Origin of the sequence: Arthrobacter sp. NA-172 (assembly GCF_043952055.1) — a bacterium.
Taxonomy (GTDB): domain Bacteria; phylum Actinomycetota; class Actinomycetes; order Actinomycetales; family Micrococcaceae; genus Arthrobacter.
In genome coordinates this window covers 1,158,850-1,185,496 of record NZ_JBINOT010000001.1, presented here as the reverse complement: position 1 = coordinate 1,185,496, position 26,647 = coordinate 1,158,850, and the positions used below count along the sequence as shown (strand labels likewise).

Sequence of the window (26,647 nt, the reverse complement as noted above, 5' to 3'; positions counted from 1 at the left end):
CGTGTCTTCCCGCAATCTCTTTCCCTGCGCTCCCGCCTGGAAGCTTCAGTGATGGGGAATTAACTGATATGGGCCCCGGTTCGCTGTGAACCGGGGCTTTTGTCCTGTCTGACGGATCAGACAACCACTTGGACGTCCTTCAATTATTGCATCTCGATAACAAACGTTACCGGTGGGAAACTTTGCGCCCAAACGTTCGTTCCGGGCGCTAGGCTACTGCTCATGTGAGACGAGCCACAAACCTGCTGAGGGGCGTGTGGCAGTCTGCCGGAGTCAACAGCGCCGGCTTTTTCCACTCAAAAAAATAGGAGGCGGAATGCGTTTCGGACGTACTTCCAAAGCAGTGGGTATCGCGGCAATCGCCGCAATCGCACTGAGCGCCTGCGCGGGCAATAGCGGTGGCAATACCCAGTCCACCGGAGCAGCCAAGACGGGCGGCACGGCCACAGTGGTCGAGGTCAACGCTTTCAATACGTTCAACCCCAACACGGCTGACGGCAACACTGACATCAACTCCAAGGTCAGCTACGCAACGCACTCGGGCTTCTACTACATCGACAACAAGCTGAACGTCGTCCACAACGACAAGTTCGGCAAGATGGAAAAGGTCTCGGACAACCCACTGACGGTCAAATACACCGTTAACGATGGCGTGAAGTGGTCCGACGGGACCCCGGTCACCGCAGCGGACCTCCTCCTGCAGTGGGCGGCCTTCTCCGGTTACTACGACGACGCCGATCCCAAGGCCAAGACCGGCACGTCGTACTTCTCCTACGCGGGCGACAACACGGGCCTCAGCCTGACGGATTTCCCCGACATCAGCAACAACAACAAGACCCTCACCCTCAAGTACTCCAAGCCGCTCGCTGACTGGGAAATCGTGCTGGGTGGACCGGGCATTGACGTTCCTGCCCACGTAGTCGCTCAAAAGGCAGGGCTGAAGGACACTCAGGCCCTGATTGACTTCTTCAAGAGCAAGCCGCGCGGAGATTCCAAGGCACCGCTGCCGGCGGACGCGAAATTGAAGGCAATGTCGGACATGTGGAACACCGGCTTCGACACGAAGACGCTCCCCGCAGACCCAACCCTGTTCCTCTCCAACGGTCCTTACATCGTCAAGAGCATGAACCATGGAACCAGTCCCTCACCATGGTCCGCAACAAGGACTACAACTGGGGTCCGACGCCTAGCCTCGACGAAATCACCGTCCGCTACATCGGATCGGCGCCGGCTCAGGTCCAGGCCCTCAAGAACGGCGAGGCAGACATTATTGCCCCGCAGGCCTCAGCTGACACCCTCGATCAGTTGAAGGCGCTCTCCAGCCAGGGCGTTACCGTTGATCAGGGCAACCAGCTGGCCTTCGACCACTTGGACCTGAACTTCTCAGGCCCGCTGGCCGACCAGAACGTGCGCACGGCCTTCATGAAGACTGTGCCCCGCAAGGACATCGTCAGCAAGATCATTGGCAAGCTTGACCCGAATGCCAAGCCCCTTGACTCGCAGATCTTTGTCCCCCAGCAGGCTGCTTACGCGGATTCCGCCAAGAACAACGGCTCCTCCGCCTACCAGGACGTTGACATTGACGGCGCCAAGAAGCTCCTCAACGGTGCAACTCCGGAAATCCGCATCATGTACAACAAGGACAACCCCAACCGTGTTGACGCTTTCTCGCTGATCCGCGAGTCCGCAACCAAGGCCGGCTTCAAGATCGTCGACGGCGGCCTGGGCAAGTCTGACTGGGGCAAGGCTCTGGGCAAGGGCGGCTACGATGCCACCATCTTCGGCTGGATCAACCCGGGCGTCGGTGTTTCCGGTGTTCCGCAGATCTTCAAGACCAACGGCGGCAACAACTTCAACCAGTTCAGCAACACCGATGCCGACAAGTTGATGGAACAGCTCGTGGTCACCACTGACCGCGCCAAGCAGGACGACCTGCAGAAGCAGATCGACAAGAAGATCTGGGACAGCGCGTACGGTGTGCCGCTCTTCCAGTCCGTGAACGTGGACGCCTACAGCGACCGCATCACCGGCGTGAAGCTCATGCCGAACCAGACTGGCGTTTGGTGGAACTTCTGGGAGTGGGCTCAGAAGTAAGATCCAACTGAGCTAGCAATAGCACCAACCGAGGCGCCGGGACCGACGTATCATGGTCCCGGCGCCTTCGGGTTGGTAAACCGGCATATTGCCTGCTTCCCAACCACCTCAAGCAGGGAAGGGGCACGATTCTGCTATAGGCGCCGGCGACCCCGGGCCTGGATTTCGAGGTTCTTCACGATGGTGACCTATATTGTCCGGCGGCTGGTAACCGCCGCACTCATACTTCTTGGAGCATCGTTCCTGGTGTATCTCCTGACAGCGTTGTCTGGGGATCCTTTGGAGGAGCTCCGCACTAGCAGCGCACCCAACCGGCAAGCGTTGATGGACGCGCGAATCAACCTGCTTGATCTGGACACCCCTGCGCCGCTTCGCTATTTCAAGTGGTTGGGAGGGGCTGCCCAGTGTCTCGTTCCGTTCGGCAATGCCTGCAATCTCGGCAAGAACATCTCCGGGCAGCCGATTACTGAGGCGCTCGGCTTTGCATTGATTCAAACCCTGACACTGGTCACCGGTGCGACCATCCTCGCGATCCTGATCGGTATTTCGCTCGGCATCGTCACCGCGCTGCGCCAGTACAGCGCGTTGGACTACGGCGTGACGTTCATGGCATTCCTGTTCTTCTCCCTGCCGATCTTCTGGGTGGCCGTCCTCCTCAAGGAATTCGGCGCCATCGGCTTTAATGACTTCCTTCGAAATCCGGAAATACCACCGGTAGTCGCCCTTGGAATCGGGGCAGTTTTGGGTGTCATCGCCGCCGTCGCGGTGGGCGGTGAATCGAAACGCCGGCTGATCGTCGGCGGCTCGGTCTTTGCGGCCGTTTCGCTTATCCTCTTCTACTTCTCGCTGACGCAGTGGTTCCGCAATCCGGGCTTGGGTCCGGTCATCATCGCAATCATGGGAGCGGGAATCGCCGTCGGCGTGACCATACTGGTTTCCGGACTCAAGAACCGCAAGGCACTGCAATCGAGCTTGATTGTGGTCGGCATCGGCATCATTGCCTACTTTGCCGTGCAGCCGTTGCTCAACGACGCAACCGGACTCATGATCTTCCTCCTCGCCATCGCCACCATCCTCATTGGTGTGGCCGTGGGGTACTTCATGGGCGGCTACGACCGTGGTCAGTCCATGCGTGCCGCGGGACTGACGGCCTTCCTCGTGGGGGCCCTTGTGGTTGTGGACCGATTCATGCAGGCCTGGCCGGAATATTTCAACAACAGCCGTGTGCGCGGACGCCCGATCGCCACGATCGGAGCAGGAACGCCGAATATCCAAGGCGATTTCTGGATCATGTCAACGGACACCTTGACCCACTTGGTGCTGCCGACCATTGCCCTCATTTTGGTCTCCTTGGCCAGCTACACGCGATTCACGCGCTCGTCGATGCTTGAAATCATGAACATGGACTACATCCGGACGGCGCGAGCCAAGGGATTGAGCGAACGTTCCGTCATCATGGGCCACGCCTTCAGGAACGCGCTCATTCCGATTGCGACAATCGTCGCCTTTGACATCGGGGCGCTGATCGGTGGTGCCGTCATCACCGAAACCGTCTTTTCCGTTCGAGGCATGGGTTTCTTGTTCATTGACGGATTGCTCCACACGGACCCGAACCCGGTCATGGGCGTCTTCCTCTGTGTAGCTATCACCGCCATGGTCTTCAACCTGATAGCGGACCTCGCGTACTCCGCACTCGACCCACGCGTAAGGATCAAAGCATGAGCCAGCCAACCCAAGAGGACGAACTCCTCGCGCAACAGGCGCTCTCCGAAGCTGCAGCCACCCATGCAGGCAGCGAAGTTACCAGCGGCCTGAGCCAGGGCCAGATTGTCCGAAAAAGGTTTTTCGGCCACACCGGAGCCCTCATAGGACTCGCGGTGTTCGCGGTCATCTTCCTGCTTGCTTTCACTTCGGTGGGCGCCTTTGGGATTCCCGGGTGGTGGAAGTACAACCACGTGGACGTCTCGCCGCTTGTGAACGACGGCGCTCCGACCTCGTCACTATGGCCCTTTGCCTGGGCGAGCATCCGTTCGGCCAGGACCGGATTGGACGCGACCTGTTTGCCATGACAATGCGTGGCGCTCAGCAGTCCATCACGGTCATGGTCCTGATCGGTGCCATTGCAGGTGCAGTCGGCGCAATAGTCGGAGGACTGGCCGGCTATTTCCGAGGCTGGGTCGAAGCCGTTCTCATGCGCCTCACCGACGTCATCATCATCATTCCGTTGCTTCTCCTCGCCGCAGTCGTGGGTCAGATTGCCAATCGCAGGGATGAGGGCAGCTGGTTGAACGGATTCGCCGCGAACAACGGCGTCGTGATTCTGGGCATCTTCCTCGGTTTTGTCAGCTGGGTTGGCCTCGCCCGCCTTGTCCGTGGCGAGTTCCTGACGCTCCGCGAGCGGGAATTCGTCGACGCGGCCAGGTATCTCCGGTGCCTCTAACGCCAGGATCATCTTCAAGCACATCCTTCCGAACGCCGTCGGGGTCCTGATCGTCAACGTAACGCTCACGATGTCCGCTGCCATTCTGCTGGAAACTGCACTCAGCTACCTGGGCCTCGGCGTGAAGGCTCCCGACACGTCGCTCGGCCTTTTGGTCGCGCAGAACCAGGAAGCTTTTGCCACCAGGCCGTGGCTGTTCTGGTTCCCCGGCCTGTTCATCATCCTCATTTGCTTGAGCATCAACTTCATCGGCGATGGCCTGCGGGACGCCTTCGATCCACGGCAAAAGAAGTTCAAGGCCAAGACCGCTGTTGAAACCACCCGCCACTCCAGCACGACGACGGCGCCGGTAGCCGATTCCTCGAAGGCAGCTGAGTGTTACCCGTCCAGGGAGTCGTCCTAGAGGAAGATTGCCCAGTAACTGGCCGCGGCCAGGGCTACGGTGGCTGCTATGCGGAACCATCCGACGGTAACCGTCACCAAAGCGTCCTCAGCCCGGCCGGGTTCTATCCGGCCAGCCTCTACGAGGTCTTGCCAGCGGGAGCGCACCAGGACGGGCCGCGGCACCGGAATCGGTGTTCTTGAGATCTCCGGGGCGGACCGAGCTGCCGGGACCGTACGTGGTGCCCGGGAGTCCTTTGAGGTGCTCGGGGCGGGCATTGCGCCCGCCCCAGATCCCCGGAGCGGGCGCAGCCCACGCCGGGTACTTCTTGCGGGGCGTCATGAGCGTGAGGGCGTAGCGGGTATCAACCTGTACCAGGGCGTCCCACGGAACATAGATGGTCCGGTAGGGATTCTCCAGAGTTACGCCGGAATCCTGGACCACCACCGCCGGGCGCCAGAAGAGCAACCAGCCCAGGAACGCTATGAAGAGCAGGGGAGTGGTTCCCGGAAGGGCGCGCGGCCCGGCTACCAGGAGCGTCACGAGCACTCCGAAAACCGCAACGGCCCAGCAGATCCAAGCGAACAGCTTGCTGGTGCGGGCCTTGAAGATTTCGACATTTCCGGCATGCGGCTCTCTGCTCATGCCCCTAATAATTCAGGATTCCGGGCTACTTCACTAATCACCCCTTGGAGGGTGGCCCGGGTGGAAGGGAAGACCCAACATGACTGACAACGCCAGCCCCGAACCGGAGGCTACGCCGATTGAAACCGCGTCTGACAAGAGCACGCGAGGGGCCATGGTCCTGGAAGTACGCGATCTCAGCGTCGACTTCGGTGTGGACAAGAAATGGGTCCCTGCAGCCATCGGACTGAACTATGAGGTCAGGGCTGGTGAGGTTCTCGCGATTGTCGGTGAGTCTGGTTCCGGCAAGAGCGCCAGTTCCATGGCCCTGCTCGGTTTGCTGCCGAGCAACAGCCGTGTCCGGGGAAGTGTGAAACTTTCGGGCAAGGAGTTGCTGGGCGAGAAGTCGGGCAACATCCGTGAGGTCCGCGGCAAAGACGTCGCGGTCATTTTCCAGGAACCCATGACTGCGCTCAACCCTGTGTACACAGTGGGCGCGCAGATTGTGGAGACGCTCCGGCTGCACAATTCGATCTCGCCGGACGAAGCCAAGCAGCGGGCACTGCGCATGCTGGATCTCGTGGAGCTTCCGGACCCGGAGAAGGCCTTCAAGTCTTATCCGCACCAGCTCTCCGGCGGCCAGCGGCAGCGAGCGATGATCGCGCAGTCATTGTCTTGCGATCCCAAACTCCTGATCGCTGACGAACCCACTACAGCCTTGGACGTGACTGTCCAGGCTGAAATCCTGGATCTGATGCGCAACCTGCGCAACAAGCTGGACAGCGCCATCGTCTTGATCACTCACGACATGGGGGTGGTGGCCGACCTCGCCGACCGAATTGCCGTGATGCGCAAGGGTGTCATTGTCGAGAGCGGCACAGCACAACAGATCTTCAGTAGCCCGCAGCACGAGTACACCCAGGCTCTTCTGGCCGCTGTTCCTCACCTGGGACAGGGTGCGGACAGCGCCGACGTCGACGTCACCGCCGCGTTGGCTGCCGCGACCCACACGGAGCTGGAATCGGTTGATCACGATGAGCTGGTCCGCCGGGAACGTGAAAACCAGTTCGCGTTGCAGGCTGCCGCGGAATACGCCGCCAAGCCAAAAGTCAATCCCGTACTCGAACTAATCGACGTCGCGATCGAGTACCCAAAGCAAGGGCGGGTTCCGGCGTTCCGTGCCGTGGAGGGCGCCAACCTGGTGATTTACCCCGGCCAAGTGGTCGGCCTTGTCGGGGAGTCCGGATCGGGCAAGACGACCATTGGCCGCGCCGCCGTCGGGCTCTTGCCTGTGGCCGCCGGCAGCATGCGCGTGGTGGGGCAGGACATTTCCTCCGCGAAGCGGAACGGCAAGCAGCTGCACGAAGTGCGGCGGGACATCGGTATGGTTTTCCAGGATCCGGCGTCCTCGCTGAATCCGCGCCTTCCCATCGGTGAGAGCATCGGCGAACCGATGTTCCTGGCCGGGGTAGCCAAGGGCGTCGCGCTGCAGAAGCGGATCGAGAACCTTCTGGACCAGGTGGAACTTCCTCGCGAGTACCGCAACCGCTACCCGCACGAACTGTCGGGCGGGCAGAAGCAGCGCGTCGGTATTGCCCGGGCGTTGTCCCTGCAGCCCAAGCTCATGGTGGCAGATGAGCCGACGTCGGCGCTTGACGTTTCGGTGCAGGCGAAGGTTCTGGAACTCTTCCAGAACCTGCAGAAGGAGCTGGGATTCGCGTGCCTCTTCGTCACGCACGACCTCGCCGTCGTTGACGTGCTCGCCGATCGGATCTGCGTCATGCAGCGTGGCCGGATCGTGGAGCAGGGAACCCGGGAACAGATCCTCCGCAACCCGCAGGAGCCCTACACTCAAAGGCTGCTTGCCGCCGTGCCGCTTCCGGACCCGGAGAAGCAGCGGGAGCGCCGCGAGCTGCGAGCCCAGCTCATGGCCGCAGGCATCGAGTAGCAACCCGAGAGGCATTCCCTGCGGCACGAACATGCTGCCGCAACCGCAAAGAGCCCCTCTGGCCATTGGCTAGCGGGGCTCTTTTCGTAATTAATCGGGGTACTGGGTATGCCTGTCTGCGCCCTTTGGGCACCCCGAATACCCCTACATTCCGCGGAAAAATGAGAGTCAAGCATGTCGAGTGTACCAAGGATCAACTCATTACGTGAAATGACTGCTTCAATTACGTGAAATGAACGCTTCATGACTAAAACTGTCAACTGCACACTTGCTTGTTTGTGCCAATGGGATTCCACATTTCGGACAACGTGTGGTTAGGATTACACATCCATGTAGGCCGCGTCACAGGATATTTCTGTGCCAGGCCCCCGGGGCAGCCACGGGTTGCCCCGACTCATCCCCCTGAATCCATAGGAGGCGGAATGCGTTTTTCGCGCACTTCCAAAGCTCTTGGCTTGCTGGCAGTGGCCGCACTTGCCCTCACCGGATGTGGCAGCGCCGCCTCCGGAAGCAGCGGCCAGGCTGCTTCTGCCGGCGATCCGAACAAAATCATCACCGCATACAGCAATGAACCCCAGCACCCCCTGCTGCCGTCCAACACCAACGAGGTGTACGGCGGCCGCGTGGTTGACCTCTTGTTCGAAGGCCTGACCACCTACGACGCCAGCGGCAAGTCCGTCAACGCCCTCGCGCAGTCCATCGACTCGAGCGATGGCCAGAACTACACCATCAAGGTGAAGAGCGGTGCGAAGTTCACCAACGGCGAGGCAGTCACCGCCAAGAGCTTTGTTGATGCCTGGAACTTCGCAGCCCTGAGCACCAACGCCCAGTCCAGCAGCAGCTTCTTCGAGTCGATCGACGGCTATGACGCCGTCAGCGCCACCACGAAGACCAAGGGCGCGGACGGCAAGTCCACGTCGACCCCCGCGCCGACCGCCCAGACCATGTCCGGCCTGGTGCTGAAGGACGACTCGACCATCACGGTCAAGCTGGCCCAGCCGGAAGCCGACTGGCCGCAGCGCCTCGGATACTCCGCGTTTATGCCGCTTCCGGCCGACGCACTCAAGGACCCGAAGGCCTTCGGCGAAAACCCGATCGGCAACGGCCCGTACAAGATGGCCGCTAAGGGTGCCTGGCAGCACGACAGCCAGATCGCCCTCGTCAAGAACGCCGACTACCAGGGCAACCGTGCCGCCAAGAACGGTGGCGTGACCTTCAAGTTCTACACCGACCCGGCCCCGGCTTACACCGATGTCCAGGCGAACAACCTTGACGTCACTGATGTCCTGCCGACGAACGCGCTGAAGACCTACACCGCGGACTTCCCGGACCACAACCTGAACAAGGCTTTCGCTGGCAACGCCACCCTGAACATCCCGAACTACCTGCCGGAGTTCCAGGACCTGCAGGCCAGCTGCGTCGCCAGGCCATTTCCATGGCAATCAACCGCGATGAGATCACCAAGGTTGTCTTCAACGGCACCCGCATCCCGGCGAAGGACTTCACGTCCCCCTCCATTGATGGCTACAACGCCAACGTGGCTGGCTCCGACGTCCTGAAGTTCGATGCCGCGAAGGCCAAGGACCTGTGGAGCCAGGCAAACGCCATGAGCCCGTGGCCCGCCGGCAAGGTTCTCCAGCTTGCATACAACACCGATGGTGGCAACAAGGAATGGATCGACGCCGTTGCCAACAACCTGAAGAACAACCTCGGCATCCAGGCCGAAGGCCAGCCCTTCGCCAAGTTCGCTGAGATCCTGAACCTCCGCACGGCCAAGACCCTTCCGGGCTTCACCCGCGCCGGATGGCAGGCAGACTACCCGTCCCTGTTCAACTTCCTCGGCCCGCTGCTGAAGACTGGCGCCAGCGCCAACTACGAGGGCTACAGTAACCCCGCGTTCGACAAGCTGCTGACCGAAGGCTTGGCTTCCAAGTCGACGGACGACGCCAACAAGAAGTTCACCCAGGCACAGGAAATCCTCTTCAAGGACCTGCCGAACCTGCCCCTGTGGTACCAGGGCTCGCCAGGCTGTGTGGAGCCAGAACGTCAGCAACGTTGACTCCGGTTGGAACGGCGTCCTGCTCTACTACAACATCACCGCAAAGTAGTCCTCTGGACTTGTTCCAAGCTCGCTAGTGCATGGGGGCCCGGCCGCAAACCGGGCCCCTCTGCACTTGCTCCAGCACGAAAGCTGTCCCACATGAATCCCCTTAGTTTCAAGAGCGCTCAGGAAGCCTTGCTGTGATCCAGTACATCCTCCGGCGTTTGTTGCAGGTCATCCCGGTCTTCCTGGGAACCACTCTGCTCGTTTACTTCATGGTCTTTGCCCTTCCGGGCGACCCCATCCGCGCCTTGTTCGGCGACCGGCCGCCCAGCGAGTCCGTCATTGCGGCATTGCGCCAGCAATACAACCTGAACCAGCCGTTCTGGGTGCAGTACGGGCTGTTCCTCAAGAACCTGTTCACCTTCAACCTCGGCGTGGACTTCACTGGCCAACCGATTGCCGCCACCCTCGGACGTGTCTTCCCCGTCACGGCAATGCTCGCTGTTGAAGCACTGGCCATCCAGGCCGTTTTCGGCGTGGCCTTCGGCCTGGTCGCTGGCCTGCGCAAGGGCAAGCTCTTTGACTCCACGGTGTTGGTTGCTTCCCTCGTGGTCATCGCAGTCCCCACTTTCGTCCTGGGCTTCGTGCTACAGCTCGTTGTCGGCGTGCAGCTCGGCTGGGCCAAACCGACCGTCGGTGCCAACGCCAACTGGGGACTCTGATCCTCCCGGCTGCGGTTCTTGGCCTCGTGTCTTTTGCTTACGTGCTGCGCCTGACCCGCGCCTCAGTAATCGAAAACATGAACGCAGACTATGTGCGGACCGCAACCGCGAAAGGGCTCTCCCGCCCTCGCGTGGTTCTGGCCCACATCCTGCGAAACTCCATGATTCCCGTGGTCACCTACCTGGGTGCCAACCTGGGTGGCTTGATGGGTGGCGCAATCGTCACGGAAGGCATCTTCAACGTGCCCGGCGTCGGCCAAAAGCTCTACCAAGCAGTCATCCGCAGCGAAGGCCCCACCGTCGTCGCCATCGTGAGCGTGCTGGTGCTGGTATTTGTTGCCGCCAACCTGTTGGTCGACCTCCTGTACGCCTGGCTTGACCCGAGGATCCGCTATGAAAAGTAACCGTCAGATCGAGCACTACGTTGCCCCCATCGACGAGACACCGCTGCTGGCCACCGATACCCTCAAGGTCGACGCAGCACCCCTGAGCCTGTGGGCCGATGCCCTGGCGGAAGCTCCGCCGTCGTCCGCTGTTCATTATTTCGGCGCTCATGATCTTGCTGCTGCTGGTAGTCGCGTTCTTCCCTGGACTGTTCACCCAGACGGCACCCAACGACAACTGCCAGCTAGGGGACTCCCTCGCGGGCCCCTCCGCCGGCCACCCCTTGGGATTCACCTTCCAAGGTTGTGACATCTACTCCCGCGTCATCCACGGCACGCAGGCGTCCCTGACAGTCGGCGTCGTCTCGGTCATCTTTGTCCTCATTATCGGAGTGACGCTGGGCGCATTGGCCGGCTTCTTCGGTGGCTGGGTTGACACCGTCATTGCCCGCATCGGCGACATCTTCTTTGCCCTGCCCTTGGTCCTTGGCGCACTGGTTGTTACCCAGCTCCCCTACTTCCGCGAGAACAAGAGCGTCCTCACAGTGGTCATGGTCATTGTGATGCTCGGCTGGCCGCAAATGGCCCGCATCACCCGTGGCGCGGTGATCGAGGTCCGCAACGCTGATTTCGTCACCGCTGCACGCTCGCTGGGTGTCTCCAAGATCGGCACGCTGGTCCGCCACGTTGTTCCGAACGCACTGGCACCGATCATCGTCCTGGCCACCATGGAACTGGGTGTCTTCATCGTCACGGAAGCAACCCTCTCCTTCCTTGGCATTGGCCTTCCCGGCAGCATCATGTCGTGGGGTAACGACATTTCGGCGGCGAAAGATACGCTGCGCACCAACCCCGAAGTGCTGATGTACCCCGCAACCGCACTGTCCATCACGGTCTTGAGCTTCATCATGCTTGGCGATGCGCTGCGTGACGCCCTTGACCCCAAGAGCCGCAAGCGATGAAGGAGGCAATCATGACAACGTCCAACGTCACTATGGCCGAGGCCGAAACCGAAGAGCGTCCGCTCCTTGAAATCAGGGACCTCGCGATTTCCTTCCAGACGGCGAACGGTGAGTTCCAAGCCGTCAAGAATGCGCACCTGACCATCATGCCCGGTGAGACCGTCGCCATCGTGGGGGAGTCCGGCTCCGGAAAGTCCACGACGGCGCTTGCCGCCATCGGTCTCTTGCCGGCAAACGGCAGGGTTTCGGGCGGCCAGATCCTGCTTGACGGCGAGGACATCTCGGACGCGCCGGAACGGCGCATGATCGAGCTTCGCGGCAACACGATCGGCATGGTCCCGCAGGATCCGATGTCCAACCTCAACCCGGTGTGGAAGATCGGCTACCAGGTCCGCGAGACACTGCGGGCCAACGGCAAGCCCAACTCTCCTGCTGATGTTGCCCAGTTGCCCTTGCGGAAGCCGGTTTGCCGGACTCGGCACGGCGCGCCAAGCAGTACCCGCACGAATTCTCCGGGGGCATGCGCCAGCGCGCACTGATCGCCATTGGCCTGTCCTGCCAGCCGCGCCTCCTGATCGCCGACGAACCGACGTCGGCCCTCGACGTGACTGTGCAGCGCCAGATCCTGGATCACCTTGAAACCATGACGGCGGAACTGGGAACTGCGGTCCTGCTCATCACCCACGATCTTGGCCTCGCTGCCGAGCGCGCTGACAAGGTGGTGGTCATGTACCGCGGCAACGTGGTGGAAGCCGGCCCTTCGCTGGAACTTCTCCGCAACCCGCAGCACCCGTACACCCAGCGGTTGGTGGCGTCGGCCCCGTCGCTGGCTTCCCGCAGAATTCAGGCAGCCAAGGCTGAAGGCATCCAGACGGAAGAACTTCTGGCGCCCACCGAAACAGTGGCGGAAAAAGCGCTCACCGAAGATGTCCTGAAGGTCGAAAGCCTCACCAAGATTTTCAAGTTGCGTTCGGGAATCGGCAAGGCCACCGATTTTGCGGCAGTGGACAACGTCTCCTTCAACGTCAAGCGGGGAACGACGACGGCGATCGTGGGGGAGTCGGGTTCCGGCAAGTCCACCGTTGCGCAGGTGGTCCTTAACCTGCTCACGCCCACCTCGGGCCGGATTGTGTTCGACGGCGTCGACACCTCCACGCTGAACAGCAGGGAAATCTTCAAGTTCCGGCGTCGTGTCCAGCCGATCTTCCAGGACCCGTACGGTTCCCTCGACCCGATGTACAACATCTTCAGGACTATCGAGGAACCGCTCCGGACTCACAAGATCGGCGATAAGGCCAGCCGCGAGAAGAAAGTCCGCGAGCTCCTGGAATCAGGTTGCCCTTCCACAGTCCACCATGCAGCGGTACCCGAACGAGCTCTCCGGCGGCCAGCGGCAGCGCGTCGCGATCGCCCGAGCCCTGGCCCTCGACCCAGAGGTGATCATCTGCGACGAGGCGGTCTCAGCCCTCGACGTTTTGGTGCAGGCACAGGTACTGAACCTCTTGGCTGAACTGCAGGCGGACCTCGGACTGACGTACCTGTTCATCACGCACGACCTTGCCGTTGTCCGGCAGATCGCGGACCACGTCTGCGTGATGCAGAAGGGCAAGCTCGTGGAGACCGGCAGCACCGACGATGTCTTCGATTCGCCGCAACAGGATTACACCAAGGCATTGCTCAATGCGATTCCGGGCGCGAGCCTCATGTTGCCGCCCGCGGTGGCCTGACCCGGTTTTATCAACCGACACTGAGCGACCGATAGCGAGCGAAAGAGCCGGCGCCACTTCTCTGGGGGGGAGGTGGCGCTGGCTCTTCGCTTTTTCGGCAGCGCCCCTCCGAGGCCGCTGGGACTGTGATGAAGGGCACAGTTTCGAGGCCATGGGGGTGATTTTTAGGCCAACAAATACCACAGCGTTTAGACTCTAGGAAGGTGCCCTGTGTCAAAGGGTCTAATCCGTCGTGCGTTCCGGTTGGAAATGTCGCGATACAACAGCTGACTTCACCACTGAATCGAGCCATTACGCATGTCTGAAACCACCACCAACACCGCCGCGGCCACTGCATCACGCAGTGATTTGCGCAACGTCGCGATTGTGGCCCACGTTGACCACGGCAAGACCACCCTGGTTGACGCCATGCTCAAGCAGACCCACTCCTTCGCCGAGCACAACCACTTGGAAGACCGCGTCATGGACTCCGGTGACCTGGAGCGCGAAAAGGGCATCACCATCCTCGCGAAGAACACGACGGTTGCGTACAACGGCCCGTCTTCCAATGGCGAGACCATCACCATCAACGTGATCGACACCCCCGGCCACGCCGACTTCGGTGGCGAGGTGGAGCGCGGCCTGTCCATGGTTGATGGCGTTGTCCTCCTGGTTGACGCTTCCGAGGGTCCGCTGCCGCAGACCCGCTTCGTGCTCCGCAAGGCCCTCGCCGCGCACCTGCCGGTGATCCTGCTTGTCAACAAGACCGACCGCCCCGACGCCCGCATCGAGGAAGTTGTCCACGAGTCCATGGACCTGCTCCTCGGCCTGGCTTCGGACCTCGCGGACGAAGTTCCGGATCTGGACCTGGACAAGATCCTGGAAGTACCCGTGGTTTACGCCGCAGCCAAGGTCGGCCGCGCCTCCCTCGACCAGCCCGCTGATGGTTCAGCACCGGACAACGAAGATCTCGAACCTCTCTTCAAGACGATCATCGAGCACATTCCTGCCCCGACGTACAACCCCGAGGGCGTCCTCCAGGCCCACGTCACCAACCTTGACGCTTCCCCGTTCCTCGGACGTCTGGCACTGCTGCGCATTTACAACGGCACCCTGCGCAAGGGCCAGACCGTTGCTTGGGCACGCGCCAACGGCGAACTGAAGAACGTCAAGATCACCGAGCTCCTCGCCACCAAGGCCCTGGAACGCGTTCCGACCGAGTCCGCCGGTCCCGGTGAGATTGTTGCTGTTGCCGGTATCGAGGAAATCACCATTGGTGAGACCCTGACCGACGCCGAGAACCCGCAGCCGCTGCCGCTCATCACGGTTGATGACCCCGCGATCTCCATGACCATCGGTATCAACACCTCTCCGCTGGCCGGCAAGGTCAAGGGTGCCAAGGTTACGGCCCGCCAGGTGAAAGACCGCCTGGACAAGGAACTGATCGGTAACGTCTCCATCAAGGTTCTGCCCACCGAGCGTCCTGACGCCTGGGAAGTCCAAGGTCGTGGTGAACTTGCCCTTGCCATCCTCGTCGAGCAGATGCGTCGCGAAGGCTTCGAACTGACCGTCGGCAAGCCGCAGGTTGTTACCCGGACCATCGATGGCAAGATCCACGAGCCGATGGAACACATGACCATCGACGTGCCCGAAGAGTACCTCGGCGCAGTCACTCAGCTCATGGCTGCCCGCAAGGGCCGCATGACCAACATGGCCAACCACGGCACGGGCTGGTGCCGCATGGAATTCATCGTTCCTGCGCGTGGCCTCATCGGCTTCCGCACCAAGTTCCTGACGGACACCCGTGGCGCCGGCATCGCCTCCTCGATCTCCGAGGGCTACGAGCCGTGGGCCGGCCCCATCGAGTACCGCACCAACGGTTCGATGGTTGCCGACCGCGCCGGTGTTGTTACTCCCTTCGCCATGATCAACCTGCAGGAACGCGGCTCCTTCTTCGTGAGGCCCACGTCCGAGGTCTACGAAGGCATGATCGTCGGCGAGAACTCCCGCGCCGACGACATGGACGTCAACATCACCAAGGAAAAGAAGCTCACCAACATGCGTGCCGCTTCCTCCGACACCTTCGAGAACCTGACGCCGCCGCGCGACTTGACCCTCGAAGAGTCCCTCGAATTCGCCCGCGAGGACGAGTGCGTTGAGGTGACCCCGGAGTCCATCCGTATCCGCAAGGTGATCCTGGACGCCAACGAGCGCGCCAAGGCCACCCGTGCCCGCGCAAAGGCCTGATCCGGCACTGATTGCGGATTGACGCATTGAACGGATTGACGCATTGAATAAGGGAGCCACCGGAACAGTACGCGGCATTGCCGCTGCTGTTCCGGTGGCTCTTTTTGCTGCCTTTTGTGGCACCGCTCTGCACCGGCAGACGCTCCCGATTGGCGGCGTCGACGTTTATTGGGGTGCGGCAGGGGCGCTGCTTTTGCTTGCCTCGCTACAGCTTCTGCTCGGGGCATGGTCAAGATCTTTGCTCCCGACGGCGGTGGCAGGCATCGTCTGCTATGCGGCCGTTGGCTTGTTGTCGGCTACCGGAACGGGCAAGCAGCTGATCGTCGCGGACGTACCCGGGAATGTGTGGGTCTACGGGATTGCGGGCGTGACTCTCGTGATGCTCCTGTGGTGCAGGCGCTACAGGCGTCCGCGGAGCCGCTAATCTGCGTTGGGGTCCCGGTGGTGGGCGATCAGGAGCGAGGTGGCCTCGCCGTCGTCGTCCGCCGGAAGTCTCTTGTACTCCTCCACTACCGCGCGCAACTTACCCATCATTTCCTGCTGCCGCGCGGCGTTGAACTTCACCCCAAGCCGCCAGACGTCCATATCCTCCGGGGCAAGTCCGCGCGTTTCCTGAACGAATGTTTCGATCAGGACCGGGGAAATGCCGTTGACGGGTGTGCTCCACGACGTGCGGGTAGCGAGATACGGCACTTCCTTGGCGCCCCGTTTTCCCTTCCGGCCTTCCTGGGGCATAAGGAAGCCCGTGCGGACCAGGGTGCGCACATGATGCAGGCTCGACGCCGGATTGATGTCCAAGAGTCCGGCAATCTCCTTGTTGGTGCGCGCGTGGTGCAGGCAGAGCCGGAGGATCCTCAAGCGCAGGGGTGAACTCAAGGCTCGCCCCTTTGCGATGAGGTCACTATCGGACCGCTCTTGTTCCGTCATGGTGGACAGTGTAGCGATCCACCAGTGATTGACATAAACCAATCACTGATGGAAACTGGGCGCGTGACCGCCAGCGCAACCAACACCGCTCAAGAGCCCGTCTCGCTCTGGCGGGACCGGAATTTCACCACGTTCTGGTCGGGCCAGGCTGTTAGCCAGCTGGGTGCACAACTGGGGCAGCTGGCATTTCCCGTCCTGGCCGTGACTTTGCTGGGTGCCAGTGAGTTTGAAGTTGGCGCCCTCAATGCTGCCGGTCTGGCGGCGTTCCTTGTGATTGGCTTGCCGGCCGGGGCCTGGGTGGACCGCTGGTTAAAGCGTCGCACCATGATTGTGGCGGGCCTGGTCCGGACCTTGGCGATGGCGACTGCACCCCTCCTCTGGTGGGCGGGCGTGCTGCAGATCTGGCACCTATACGTCGTTGCCGCCGTCGTGGGTGCAGCGACCGTTTTCTTCGACGTCTCGTACCAAAGCTATGTGCCGGTGCTCGTGCATGCCGCGAAGGTGGCTCAAGCAAATTCCAAGCTGGAAGCCACCTCCCAGATCGCGAGGATCGGAGGTCCCGCTGCGGGCGGTGCACTGCTCACCGTCGTTTCCGCTCCTGTGTTGTTCGTCGGGGAGGCCGCTGGTTATCTGCTTTCGGCCATCTTCCTGTTGAGGACCCGGGATGCGGAACAGCCAGTGCAGGCCAAGGACAGGCAGCCGCTCGTCAGCGAAATCAAGGAAGGCCTTGTCTTCGTGATCAGGCATCCATTGATCAGCAGGATCGCGGCGTGCACCGGCGGGGTCAACTTTTTCACCACGCTCGCCTTTACTTTGATGCCCGTGCTGGTGCTTCGTGAACTGGAACTCGGTCCTCAGGGCATGGGGCTCATCATGGCCGTGGGGGCTGTGGGAGGACTGCTCGGTGCCGTCTCCGCGCCCAGATTTGCGGCGTGGATCGGCGAGGGAACCGCCATTCCCGTGGCCTCGATGATCAGTTCACTTTTCCTCGTTTTGGTGCCGTTGAGCGTGCTGGCTCCGGAACGGTGGATGTCCCTGGCGATGCTCATCGTCTCCGAGTTTGGGTTCGCGTTCGGGGTCCTGGTCTACAACATCATGCAGCTCAGCATGAGGCAGCGCGTGTGTCCGCCGCGGCTGCTCGGGCGCATGAATGCTTCCATTCGCTTCGTGGTCTGGGGTGTCATGCCCATCGCCGCCCTGGCCTCGGGTCTCTTTGCCGAAAACCTTGGCCTCGTTCCAACGCTCTGGATCGGCTTCGCTGGCAGCGCAGTTTGCATTGCGCCGGTGTTGTTCTCGCCCCTGTGGGGGATGCGCAAGTTGCCCGACGGGATTCACGGCCCATAGCCCCCGGGACATGCCCAGCTTTCGCTCGCACCAATGGACATAGTGGGATTATGCGCAGTCGTTGGGTCTAGCAACGAGCATGCTCGGCGGAGATGAAGGCGCATGTCCAATGTTCAGCGGCAGCGTTGGACTGAGAGTTGTCCACATAGCCAAGTTTGGTGCTTCCACACGTCGGGCTTCGCCCGGGACGATGGCGACATGGTCAAGATTGAGGAAGTCCTTTCAGCGTACGACGGCGTGGCCCGGGCTAAGCATCTCGCAGCGGCTGGCGTCTCGCATTTCCATGTGAAAACCGCGTTGGCGAGCGGGCGGGTTCTCCGCGTAGCGCGTGGGGTTTATACGGTCCCGGGGGCCGACTCAGCTCTGCTCGCTATCCGCTCCCTTCCGGCCGAACCTGCCTGTATTTCTGCGGCCGAGCTGGCAGGTTTGTGGGTTCTGGATCCCCCTGAATTTCCCCACGTGGCCGTCCCGCATAGCCGAAAGCATGCGGGTTTCCGATGCCATCGCTCTGCAGCGCCGCCTACCTTGATGGATTCAGTTATTCAGGCCCTGCGATGCTTGCCCGATCTGGACGGCCTGGTTATTGCCGAGTCCGCAGTGGTTCTCGGCCGGCTGTCGCTCCCAAGTCTCAGGATGAGGCTCATGGGGCGGAACGATCAGCGCGAACGGAGACTTGTGTCGAGGATCGTTCCGCAATCGAAGTCGATCATCGAGTGCATCGCCAGGCATCTCCTACGCGAAGCGGGTTTTCATGTCGAGTCTCAGGTCAACATTCCCGGCGTGGGGCATCTGGATTTGATGGTGGACGGAAGATTGGGGATTGAGACCGACGGCGCTGGATTCCACAGGGACAAGCCAAGCTTCGAGGAGGATCGACGCCGGTGGAATGTCACTACCAGGCTGGGTGTCCCCACCTTGGTTGTGAGCTATTCGATGCTGAGGAACCGGCCGCAGGAATTTGTTGCGATGGTGCGGGAAACCCTGAGGACCCTCGATCGCGCTGCATAACTCCGGGCTTGCCGGGGCCTCGTGCGGGCCTATGGCCGGGTAGTTCGAGGGGTGCGGCGCGGCGGGGGAGGGGGGACCTCTTTTGCGGCCACTACAAGGGCAAGCGGGATCTCGACGTCGGACTGGCGGGTGCGGATGGTGCAGGCGTCTTCGGCGACGGCGAGCAGGTAGCCGAGCGCATCGGTAAAGCCACTGTCCACCCGGTATCGGACAACTACCCGCGTTCCGGACACGGCGTTGAGGAGGAAATCCTGGGGGCGGGGCGCGTTCACCAGTTCATAGTAAGACGCTCGGCTAGGTTGGTGAGTTCGAGCTGGTGGATAATAGGCTCAGAATTCGATGTACCGGCCACACGGCCGGTGGAACTACCCGGAAATTGTCCGGAACAACTGTGGAGAGGCAAGGGACGTGACCTACGTAATCGCTCAGCCGTGTGTGGACGTCAAGGACAAGGCGTGTATTGAAGAATGCCCTGTTGACTGCATCTACGAAGGCGAGCGTTCCCTCTATATCCACCCGGATGAGTGCGTGGACTGCGGAGCGTGCGAGCCCGTATGCCCGGTGGAAGCGATCTACTACGAGGACGACACCCCGGAGGAATGGGCCGACTACTACAAGGCCAACGTCGAGTTCTTCGATGATCTTGGTTCCCCTGGCGGAGCCGCCAAGATCGGCAACACCGGCAAGGACCACCCGTTCATCGCCGCACTGCCTCCGCAGAACCAAGACCACTAAGAACGGTTGCTTCCTTTGATTTCTGCTGCTCCCGCCTTCGGCCTCAAGCTGCCCGATTACCCCTGGGAAGCTATGGCGCCGTACGTGGCCAAAGCTGCGGAACACCCGGGCGGCGCCGTCAATCTGTCCATCGGGACGCCCGTGGACCCCACGCCGGAGCTGGTTCGCGAAGCCCTCGCCGGAGCATCGGATGCCCATGGTTACCCGACAGTCCACGGCACGGAAGCTCTTCGCGAGGCTGTGTCCGTCTGGTTCGCCAACCGTCGTGGCGTTCCCGGCATTGACCCCAGGACATTTTGCCCACCGTTGGCTCCAAGGAACTGGTGGCCTGGCTGCCGTTCCTGCTGGGGCTGAGCGCCGGGGACGTCGTGGTCCGCCCCACGGTCGCCTATCCCACCTACGACATCGGTGCCATGTTTGCCGGGGCCACTGCGGTGGCTGCGGACAATCTGGAGGAACTCGACGCCGCCACGCGCGCCAAGGTCCGCCTCATCTGGATCAACTCCCCGGGCAACCCCACCGGCAGCGTCCGGGACATCGAATCCCTTCAGCAGATCGTGGCCCAGGCACGCGAAATCGGTGCTGTGGTCGCGTCCGACGAATGTTATGCCGAACTCGGTTGGGGCGAATGGGACGCCCAGCGCGGTGGCGAACCGGTGCCGAGTCTCCTTGACCCGCGAGTCACGGGCGGCTCCAATAACGGCCTGCTTTGCGTTTACTCCCTCAGCAAGCAATCGAACCTGGCCGGCTACCGTGCGGCTTTCGTGGCCGGCGACTCCTCGATCGTGGCGAATCTGGTCAACAGCCGCAAGCACGCAGGCATGATCGTGCCCTACCCGGTCCAGGAAGCCATGCGCGCCGCGCTCGGCGATACCAGCCACGTGATGGCCCAAAAGGACCTCTACCGCGGCCGCCGCGAACGGCTGCTGCCGGCACTGCAGAAGTTCGGCCTGAAGATTCACGAGTCCAAGGCGGGACTGTACCTGTGGTCCACTGCAGGTGAGGCGACGTGGGACACGGTTCAGCGTTTCGCTGACTTGGGGATCGTCGTCGGGCCCGGAGTGTTCTACGGGGACGCCGGAAACGGTTTCATCCGGGTGGCGCTCACGGGCACCGACGAACGCATCGATGCCGCCGTCGAACGCTTGAACGCCGCCCGATAACAACCGCCCGGTAACAAAGCTGTGACTTGCGGCACAGGGCGCGTCAATCCGCCAGTAACCGGAGGTTGTGGATTAGTTTGTCCCGCCTACTGGCGGTAGCTTTTAACTGACTATCAATGGTGGCTTTCTCCAAGAAGGCAGTCTGGCCGATGGCTTCTGCACCAGCAGGCACACGGACGGCGTCACCGGATGTTGGTTGGATCAAGCTTTCGACAGAGGCCAAGAGCCTCATGAAGGGGACTCCATGACTGAGACCACCAGCGCTACACTGCGCCATGCCGGCGGCGAGCTCGAGCTCCCGCGGATCAAGGTTGTAGAAGGGAACGAGGGATACGACGTTTCCAAGCTGCTGAAGCAGACGGGCGCCGTCGCCTATGACCCCGGCTTCATGAACACCGCCGCAACCACTTCGGCAATCACCTACATCGATGGCGACGCCGGCGTCCTGCGCTACCGCGGCTACCCGATCGAGCAGCTCGCCCAGCACTCCAGTTTCCTCGAAGTTTCCTACCTGCTGATCTACGGCAACCTGCCCACGCCTACTGAGCTTGAGGCGTTTGACCAGCGCATCCGCCACCACACGCTGCTCCACGAAGAACTCAAGGGTTTCTTCGGCGGCTTCCCGCGCGATGCACACCCAATGCCTGTCTTGTCTTCGGCCGTCTCCGCGCTGTCCACGTTCTACCAGGACTCCCTGGACCCGTTCAACCCTGAGCACGTGGAAGTTTCCACCATCCGCCTCATGGCGAAGCTCCCGGTCATCGCGGCCTACGCCCACAAGAAGTCCATCGGCCAGCCCATGCTGTACCCGGACAACTCCATGAACCTCGTGGAGAACTTCCTGCGGTTGAGCTTCGGTCTGCCGGCAGAGCAGTACGAGCTCGATCCTGTGGTGGTCAAGGCACTTGACCTCCTCCTCATCCTGCACGCCGACCACGAGCAGAACTGCTCGACGTCGACCGTCCGCCTGGTGGGCTCCTCGAACGCGAACCTCTTCGCGTCGGTTTCCGCGGGTATCAACGCCCTCTTCGGGCCCGCCCACGGCGGCGCGAACGAGGCCGTGCTGAAAATGCTGCGCCAGATCCAGGCCGACGGCATCAAGCCCGAGGACTACATGGAGAAGGTCAAGAACAAGGAAGACGGCGTCCGCCTCATGGGCTTCGGGCACCGGGTCTACAAGAACTACGACCCCCGCGCGAAGATCATCAAGGCAACCGCACACGAGATCCTCGGCAAGCTCGGCGGCAATGACGAACTCTTGGACATCGCCATGCGCCTCGAAGAGAAGGCCTTGGCTGACGATTACTTCATCCAGCGCAAGCTGTACCCGAACGTGGACTTCTACACCGGCCTGATCTACAAGGCCATGGGCTTCCCGGAGAAGATGTTCACGGTGCTGTTCGCCATCGGACGCCTCCCGGGCTGGATTGCCCAGTGGCGCGAAATGATCAACGATCCCCAGACGAAGATCGGCCGTCCGCGGCAGCTCTACACAGGGGAGCCGGAGCGCGACTACCCGGCGATCTAACACAACGCGGGGTCACTTACGGCCCGTCCTGAGGGACATTATGGGCCGTAAGTGACCCCGCGTTGCTTTAAGAGCTGTAGCCGAGGGGGTTGTTCTTCTGCCAGCGCCAGTGGTCTTCGCACATCTGGTCCACGGTCTTGGTGGTGGACCAGCTGAGGTCCGCCAGGGCAGAGGAGGCGTCGGCCCAGAACGCAGGCAGGTCTCCGGCACGGCGTCCTGTGATCTCGTAGGGCAGCGGGTGGCCCACGGCCTGTTCGAAGGCGTGGAGCATCTCGAGCACGGACGTGCCCTTCCCTGAGCCAAGGTTCCAGCGGTGCACGCCAGGCCGGGCGGCGACGTAGTCCAGTGCGGCGACGTGGCCCTCGGCAAGGTCGACGACGTGGATGTAGTCCCGCAGGCAGGTGCCATCCGGGGTGTCGTAGTCTCCGCCGAAGACCATGAGCTTGTCGCGGCGGCCGACGGCAACCTGGGCGATGTACGGCACCAGGTTGTTGGGGATGCCTTGGGGATCCTCGCCGATCCGGCCGGAAGGATGCGCGCCCACGGGGTTGAAGTAGCGAAGCAAAGCGATGTGCCAGCGTTCATCCGCGGCACCGAGGTCCGTGAGGACATCCTCGATCTGCTCCTTGGTGCGGCCGTAGGGGTTGTTCGCCCCGATCTCCATCTTCTCAACGTAGGGGATGGGGTTGTGCTCGCCATACACCGTTGCTGAGGAACTGAAGACGATGGAGCGGACGCCGTGCTTGTCCATGGCCCTGAGCAGGTTCAGGGTGCCAACAATGTTGTTGTAGTAGTAGTTGAGGGGTTCCTGCACGGACTCGCCAACGGCCTTGAGGCCGGCGAAGTGGATGACGGCGTCGATGCTGTGCTGATCGAACACCGACCCGAGCGCGGCTTCATCCAACAGATCCACTTGATGGAAGACCGCAGTCTTGCCTGCCAGCTCACCAACGCGACGCAGGGATTCCTCGCTTGAATTCACAAGGTTGTCCACCACGACTACTTCGTGTCCGGTTTCCAACAGTGACAGGACGGTGTGTGATCCGATATATCCGGTGCCACCCGTAACAAGAATTCTCATGCAAGCAACGCTAGCCGAAGTTGGCACCTGCATGCCGAGTGTTGCGTGCGCCACAATCCGCCTTTCCCGTGTGCCGCTCGACGCGGTTCAAGCACGTCTGTGCTAAAAAGTTCTGTGCCCAAGTTTGTTGATGCCGAAGCCCGGCGCCAGGAAGTAGTCGAAGCCGTCTTCAGGATCATCGCCACAGATGGCCTCGAACGCGCGTCCCTGCGGGAAGTTGCCGATGAAGCCGGCCTGGCCGTTGGTTCGGTCCGGCACTACTTTGCCAGCAGCGACGAACTCCTGGTCCACTCCTTTGCCGTGGTCATCGACAGGATCGCCGGGCGGCTCGAGGACGCGTTCGCCGTCGTCGAATCCTTGGAGCCGGGCTCGTCCGAACACGATGACGCCATGTTAACCCTGCTGGGTCAATTCCTGCCGCTGGACGAGGAACTGGCCGTGGACGCTTGCGCGTGGATGGCATTTCGGCACGCGGCCCGCATCAGGCCGGTACTCGAGGAGGAGGCCGCACGCAGCCACCGCGCGGTGGCCGCCGTTGTCGGCCGGCTTGTATTGCGTTTAATGCCCGACGCCGGTGCCGGCCAGGCCCGCTTGGTGACGGAAGCCGAGCGCCTCCTCGCTACCCTGGACGGACTGTGCATGCACGCACTTTTGCAGCCGGAGTGGATGACGGCCGAGGTGTGCCGCGACGTCCTGACAGCGCATCTGGGCACCCTTGTTGCTGCTGGCTAAACGGTAACGCCAAGGCCCATCGGGAATAGACTGGAGCTCTGAGCGGGCACCTGCCAAGGGAGGCATTCGGATGCATGACACAGGCGGTCAGGGGTGGCGGATCACAATGGACACCTCCGGACCGATGCTCATTGCCTTGTATCTGAGAGATGTTGCCGGACTGGACGGCGCTGGAACGCCGTCCCTTTCCCATGCCACGCCCAAAGTCAGGCAAGCGGACCACACTCATTTGACCGCCGAGGTAGGCGGGGTACACGCCCTCAAGACTGAGTGGGAAGCGTGGTGGGAACAACTGCTGAAAGCGCATCCGGAAGCTGCGCCTGAGCTCTCACCCCCTGGATTCAATGCCTTCGGCAACTCGCCTGCCCTCCGACGGGTGCTTCAGGCCCATTTCGGCGCTGCCCTGAGCTGGGCCCGTGAACGCGTTGAAGAGTACGAGAAACTTGAAGCTGAACGTGAGGCCAGCGGCGCCACCATGCTTCTTGGTGACATGGTGGAGGACCGGTTGCTGGAAGTCGGACGGAGCTCGCGGGACTTTAATCTGACAATCATCGAGCTGCCCCTCAACGAGCCAAGGGCCTGGTACCTGGAACCGGACAAGATGATCATGAGCCACCGCTTATTGTCCCAGCCGGAGGTTTTCCGCAGCTACGTCCAGCCCGTGGTAGAGCTTTTGGTTTGAGGAACTAGGTCTTCGGAGCGGATACCGTGATGGTGACCGTACCGGACGGTGCGGTGGAGTCCTGCCAACCCTTCTGGTCCTGCCGGTTCCACGTTGCACCGGCAACGTCCACTTGGGTGATGGACAGCGCTTTGGCATTCGCCACGGCCCACTGAGCCACAGCCCACGCTTGCGGACCAGCGGCATTCAGCTGGACCGTGCGGCCCTGCGCTACGGCCGGCAAGGAACCGAACGCCGTCGTCATGGTATCCACAACAACGTTCGGATCCCCGGCGGCGTCCGCCGGACGGAGGGTGCAATTCAGGGCCCGCTCGGAATGGCCTGTCAGGGCGGAGGCATAGGCGCGCCCCATCGCTTCGTGCTGTGCGTACGCTTGCGGGAACGCTGAATGCTGGACGGCTTGCGCTGCATCCGTGATCGCCATGGTTTCGTAGCCCTGCACTTTCACCAAGTGATCGTAGAAAGCGTTGGTGGCATAGACAGGGTCCATGACCTGGGCTTCGGTGCCCCATCCCTGCGACGGGCGCTGTTGGAACAGCCCCTGGAATCAGGGCCTACCTCGTCGCCATGGCCGATGTTGCGAAGTTTTGATTCCTGCATGGCGGTGGCCAAGGCGATGGTTGCTGCGCGCGGGGGCAGTCCCCTTTGTACGGAAACGGCCGTGATGAGGGCGGCGTTCGCCGCTTGATCGGTCGCCAACTCGTATGAATCAGAGCCAACGACGGCGACGCAGCGCTCCGTCACCAGAGTGTCGGAGCGCTGCAATATTGTCACCACGGCGTAGAAGGCGCCGGCCACCAGGGCAAGCGCCAGCAGCAAGATGATGGTGCGTCGGAGACGGCGCATCCAGGTCTCAGCTAGTTGGCGTGGAGGGCTTCGTTGAGTTCCACCGTTTGTCCCTTGCGGGGGAGGACCTCAACTTCACCGGTGGTGGAGTTACGGCGGAACAGCAAGTTCGGCACGCCTGAGAGTTCTACTGCCTTGATGATGCTGCTGGTGTCCTCACCGTTGTGGTCCTTCGGGCCGGGGATACGGACGCGGGTTCCTGCCGTCACGTACAGGCCGGCTTCAACCACGGAGTCATCGCCGATGCTGATGCCCACGCCGGAGTTGGCGCCCAGGAGTACGCGCTCACCCAGGGAGATCTTTTCCTTGCCGCCACCGGAGAGGGTTCCCATGATGGAGGCGCCGCCGCCGACGTCGGTGCCGTCACCTGCGACGACACCTGCGGAGATTCGGCCTTCCACCATGGAGGTGCCGAGTGTGCCGGCGTTGAAGTTCACGAAACCCTCGTGCATGACCGTGGTGCCTTCGGAGAGGTAGGCACCCAAGCGGACGCGATCGGCGTCGGCGATCCTGACGCCCGTGGGGATCACGTAGTCCACCATGCGCGGGAACTTGTCCACTCCGTAGACGGTGACGGCGCCGCGCTTGCGCAGGCGGGCACGGGTCAGTTCAAAGCCGTCCACGGCGGCGGGACCGAAGTTGGTCCACACAACATTGGGGAGCTTCCCGAAGATGCCGTCCAGGTTGATGCTGTTGGGCTGAACCAAGCGGTGTGAAAGCAGGTGCAGGCGCAGGTAAGCATCAACGGTGTCCGCCGGGGCCTCGTCCAGGTTGATCTGGGCGAAGACCACCTTCTGCTCGGTGCCACGGTCCGCGTCGCGACCTTCGGCCGCAAGGGCTGTCAGCGATTCATCTGCGTGCTCGACGGCACGCAGCGATTCGGCCGCTACGCCCAAGGCCGGTGCCGGAAACCATGCGTCCAGTACTGTCGCTTCGCCCGCGTCGGAGATCGCGATAGTGGCCAAGCCAAAGCCATAGGCGGAACGATGGTTTGCAGATGCGCTATCGAGTGCGGCAGAGGCAGCGGTTTCAGTCATGACGCAAGTCTA

General features: G+C 61.8%; 15 protein-coding genes and 9 pseudogenes. 18 read left to right on the top strand and 6 right to left on the bottom strand.

The window, feature by feature from the left end; genetic code table 11:
- Positions 1–316 precede the first annotated feature (316 nt).
- The 3 genes and pseudogenes from ACF0H6_RS05880 (at position 317) to ACF0H6_RS05870 (ending at position 4,937) form a co-directional block, all read left to right on the top strand.
- A pseudogene (locus ACF0H6_RS05880) lies at positions 317–2,094 on the top strand (ABC transporter family substrate-binding protein).
- A 180-nt stretch (positions 2,095–2,274) separates the two neighbouring features.
- Entirely contained in the window at positions 2,275–3,816 is a 1,542-nt protein-coding gene (locus ACF0H6_RS05875; protein WP_395248820.1) for an ABC transporter permease, read from the top strand.
- Positions 3,813–4,937: pseudogene (locus ACF0H6_RS05870) on the top strand (ABC transporter permease). The gene ACF0H6_RS05875 and the pseudogene ACF0H6_RS05870 overlap by 4 nt, the downstream one beginning before the upstream one ends.
- 87 nt (positions 4,938–5,024) lie before the next feature.
- Here the strand turns inward: ACF0H6_RS05870 and ACF0H6_RS05865 are convergent.
- The gene (locus ACF0H6_RS05865) at positions 5,025–5,561 is read right to left on the bottom strand and encodes a PH domain-containing protein (RefSeq protein ID WP_395248819.1); all 537 of its coding nucleotides are present in this window, start codon (positions 5,559–5,561) and stop codon (positions 5,025–5,027) included.
- Positions 5,562–5,640: 79 nt separating this feature from the next.
- On the opposite strand from ACF0H6_RS05865, the gene ACF0H6_RS05860 reads away from it, so the two are divergent.
- From ACF0H6_RS05860 to ACF0H6_RS05830, 7 genes and pseudogenes are all read left to right on the top strand, one after another.
- Positions 5,641–7,488, top strand: a complete 1,848-nt coding sequence (locus ACF0H6_RS05860; RefSeq protein WP_395248818.1) for a dipeptide ABC transporter ATP-binding protein — start codon at positions 5,641–5,643, stop codon at positions 7,486–7,488.
- A gap of 422 nt (positions 7,489–7,910) precedes the next feature.
- Positions 7,911–9,596 (top strand): annotated as a pseudogene (locus ACF0H6_RS05855) (ABC transporter substrate-binding protein).
- Positions 9,597–9,729: 133 nt separating this feature from the next.
- Positions 9,730–10,658 (top strand): annotated as a pseudogene (locus ACF0H6_RS05850) (ABC transporter permease).
- A pseudogene (locus ACF0H6_RS05845) lies at positions 10,648–11,599 on the top strand (ABC transporter permease). The pseudogenes ACF0H6_RS05850 and ACF0H6_RS05845 overlap by 11 nt, the downstream one beginning before the upstream one ends.
- An 11-nt stretch (positions 11,600–11,610) precedes the next feature.
- Positions 11,611–13,326 (top strand): annotated as a pseudogene (locus ACF0H6_RS05840) (dipeptide ABC transporter ATP-binding protein).
- A gap of 297 nt (positions 13,327–13,623) precedes the next feature.
- Entirely contained in the window at positions 13,624–15,552 is a 1,929-nt protein-coding gene (gene typA, locus ACF0H6_RS05835) for a translational GTPase TypA (protein WP_395248817.1), read from the top strand.
- A 43-nt stretch (positions 15,553–15,595) separates the two neighbouring features.
- Positions 15,596–15,976 carry a hypothetical protein gene (locus ACF0H6_RS05830; protein WP_395248816.1) on the top strand — a complete coding sequence of 127 codons (381 nt, stop codon included), beginning with the start codon at positions 15,596–15,598 and terminating at the stop codon, positions 15,974–15,976.
- On the opposite strand, the gene ACF0H6_RS05825 is transcribed toward ACF0H6_RS05830, so the two are convergent.
- Positions 15,973–16,479 (bottom strand): ArsR family transcriptional regulator, encoded by a 507-nt coding sequence (locus ACF0H6_RS05825; protein WP_395248815.1) that lies wholly within the window; start codon positions 16,477–16,479, stop codon positions 15,973–15,975. The genes ACF0H6_RS05830 and ACF0H6_RS05825 overlap by 4 nt on opposite strands.
- A 63-nt stretch (positions 16,480–16,542) precedes the next feature.
- Here ACF0H6_RS05825 and ACF0H6_RS05820 point away from each other — a divergent pair, with 63 nt between their 5' ends.
- The 3 genes and pseudogenes from ACF0H6_RS05820 to ACF0H6_RS05810 all read left to right on the top strand — a co-directional run bounded on the left by ACF0H6_RS05820 (position 16,543) and on the right by ACF0H6_RS05810 (position 18,831).
- Positions 16,543–17,823 carry an MFS transporter gene (locus ACF0H6_RS05820; protein ID WP_395248814.1) on the top strand — a complete coding sequence of 427 codons (1,281 nt, stop codon included), beginning with the start codon at positions 16,543–16,545 and terminating at the stop codon, positions 17,821–17,823.
- A gap of 102 nt (positions 17,824–17,925) precedes the next feature.
- A pseudogene (locus ACF0H6_RS05815) lies at positions 17,926–18,159 on the top strand (type IV toxin-antitoxin system AbiEi family antitoxin domain-containing protein); the annotation flags it as partial.
- A 192-nt stretch (positions 18,160–18,351) separates the two neighbouring features.
- Positions 18,352–18,831 (top strand): hypothetical protein, encoded by a 480-nt coding sequence (locus tag ACF0H6_RS05810; protein WP_395249955.1) that lies wholly within the window; start codon positions 18,352–18,354, stop codon positions 18,829–18,831.
- Positions 18,832–18,860: 29 nt separating this feature from the next.
- On the opposite strand, the gene ACF0H6_RS05805 is transcribed toward ACF0H6_RS05810, so the two are convergent.
- A complete protein-coding gene (locus ACF0H6_RS05805; RefSeq protein ID WP_395248813.1) occupies positions 18,861–19,103 on the bottom strand; it encodes a hypothetical protein in 243 nt (80 codons plus the stop codon).
- 136 nt (positions 19,104–19,239) lie between these two features.
- On the opposite strand from ACF0H6_RS05805, the gene fdxA reads away from it, so the two are divergent.
- The 3 genes and pseudogenes from fdxA to ACF0H6_RS05790 all read left to right on the top strand — a co-directional run bounded on the left by fdxA (position 19,240) and on the right by ACF0H6_RS05790 (position 22,257).
- Complete coding sequence (gene fdxA / locus ACF0H6_RS05800) at positions 19,240–19,566, top strand: ferredoxin (protein WP_018776555.1); 327 nt, start codon at positions 19,240–19,242, stop codon at positions 19,564–19,566.
- Between the two features lie 15 nt (positions 19,567–19,581).
- Positions 19,582–20,729, top strand: a pseudogene (gene dapC, locus ACF0H6_RS05795) (succinyldiaminopimelate transaminase).
- Positions 20,730–20,973: 244 nt separating this feature from the next.
- The gene (locus ACF0H6_RS05790; RefSeq protein WP_395248812.1) at positions 20,974–22,257 is read left to right on the top strand and encodes a citrate synthase; all 1,284 of its coding nucleotides are present in this window, start codon (positions 20,974–20,976) and stop codon (positions 22,255–22,257) included.
- Positions 22,258–22,324: 67 nt separating this feature from the next.
- On the opposite strand, the gene galE is transcribed toward ACF0H6_RS05790, so the two are convergent.
- Positions 22,325–23,338, bottom strand: coding sequence for a UDP-glucose 4-epimerase GalE (gene galE / locus ACF0H6_RS05785; RefSeq protein WP_395248811.1), 1,014 nt, complete (start codon positions 23,336–23,338; stop codon positions 22,325–22,327).
- A 114-nt stretch (positions 23,339–23,452) separates the two neighbouring features.
- On the opposite strand from galE, the gene ACF0H6_RS05780 reads away from it, so the two are divergent.
- Together ACF0H6_RS05780 and ACF0H6_RS05775 are read left to right on the top strand one after the other, a co-directional pair.
- On the top strand, positions 23,453–24,070 hold the full coding sequence (locus ACF0H6_RS05780) for a TetR/AcrR family transcriptional regulator (RefSeq protein WP_395248810.1): 618 nt from the start codon (positions 23,453–23,455) through the stop codon (positions 24,068–24,070).
- Positions 24,071–24,140: 70 nt separating this feature from the next.
- On the top strand, positions 24,141–24,752 hold the full coding sequence (locus ACF0H6_RS05775) for a hypothetical protein (RefSeq protein WP_395248809.1): 612 nt from the start codon (positions 24,141–24,143) through the stop codon (positions 24,750–24,752).
- 4 nt (positions 24,753–24,756) lie between these two features.
- Here the strand turns inward: ACF0H6_RS05775 and ACF0H6_RS05770 are convergent.
- A pseudogene (locus tag ACF0H6_RS05770) lies at positions 24,757–25,598 on the bottom strand (hypothetical protein).
- A gap of 11 nt (positions 25,599–25,609) precedes the next feature.
- Positions 25,610–26,635 (bottom strand): 2,3,4,5-tetrahydropyridine-2,6-dicarboxylate N-succinyltransferase, encoded by a 1,026-nt coding sequence (gene dapD / locus ACF0H6_RS05765; RefSeq protein ID WP_395248808.1) that lies wholly within the window; start codon positions 26,633–26,635, stop codon positions 25,610–25,612.
- Positions 26,636–26,647 lie beyond the last annotated feature (12 nt).

What these genes read in the sequence shown, in the direction of transcription:
- ACF0H6_RS05860 (WP_395248818.1), top strand. Translation starts at nt 5,641, where the DNA reads ATGACTGACAACGCCAGCCCCGAACCGGAGGCTACGCCGATTGAAACC.
- ACF0H6_RS05865 (WP_395248819.1), bottom strand. Translation starts at nt 5,561, where the DNA reads ATGAGCAGAGAGCCGCATGCCGGAAATGTCGAAATCTTCAAGGCCCGC.
- ACF0H6_RS05810 (WP_395249955.1), top strand. Translation starts at nt 18,352, where the DNA reads ATGGATTCAGTTATTCAGGCCCTGCGATGCTTGCCCGATCTGGACGGC.
- ACF0H6_RS05825 (WP_395248815.1), bottom strand. Translation starts at nt 16,479, where the DNA reads ATGACGGAACAAGAGCGGTCCGATAGTGACCTCATCGCAAAGGGGCGA.
- typA (WP_395248817.1), top strand. Translation starts at nt 13,624, where the DNA reads ATGTCTGAAACCACCACCAACACCGCCGCGGCCACTGCATCACGCAGT.
- ACF0H6_RS05875 (WP_395248820.1), top strand. Translation starts at nt 2,275, where the DNA reads ATGGTGACCTATATTGTCCGGCGGCTGGTAACCGCCGCACTCATACTT.
- galE (WP_395248811.1), bottom strand. Translation starts at nt 23,338, where the DNA reads ATGAGAATTCTTGTTACGGGTGGCACCGGATATATCGGATCACACACC.
- ACF0H6_RS05790 (WP_395248812.1), top strand. Translation starts at nt 20,974, where the DNA reads ATGACTGAGACCACCAGCGCTACACTGCGCCATGCCGGCGGCGAGCTC.
- dapD (WP_395248808.1), bottom strand. Translation starts at nt 26,635, where the DNA reads ATGACTGAAACCGCTGCCTCTGCCGCACTCGATAGCGCATCTGCAAAC.
- ACF0H6_RS05775 (WP_395248809.1), top strand. Translation starts at nt 24,141, where the DNA reads ATGCATGACACAGGCGGTCAGGGGTGGCGGATCACAATGGACACCTCC.